General features: G+C 51.7%; 1 rRNA gene. It reads left to right on the top strand.

Going from position 1 to position 238, the window contains the following annotated elements:
* A 16S ribosomal RNA gene (locus tag ACEO2X_RS14740) occupies window positions 1-238 on the top strand; the annotation flags it as partial.

Genomic DNA, 238 nt, shown 5'->3' with positions numbered 1-238 from the left:
GGTCGCAAGACTAAAACTCAAATGAATTGACGGGGGCCCGCACAAGCGGTGGAGCATGTGGTTTAATTCGATGCAACGCGAAGAACCTTACCTGGCCTTGACATAGTAGAGACTTTCCAGAGATGGAAAGGTGCCTTCGGGAATCTACATACAGGTGCTGCATGGCTGTCGTCAGCTCGTGTCGTGAGATGTTGGGTTAAGTCCCGCAACGAGCGCAACCCTTTTCCTTACTTGCCAG

It is taken from the genome of Acinetobacter sp. AL9, assembly GCF_041464035.1.
In the GTDB taxonomy this organism is placed as follows: Bacteria; Pseudomonadota; Gammaproteobacteria; order Pseudomonadales; family Moraxellaceae; genus Acinetobacter; species Acinetobacter towneri.
The sequence above is the reverse complement of the archived record's forward strand: the minus strand, read 5'-3'. Positions and strand labels throughout refer to the sequence as shown.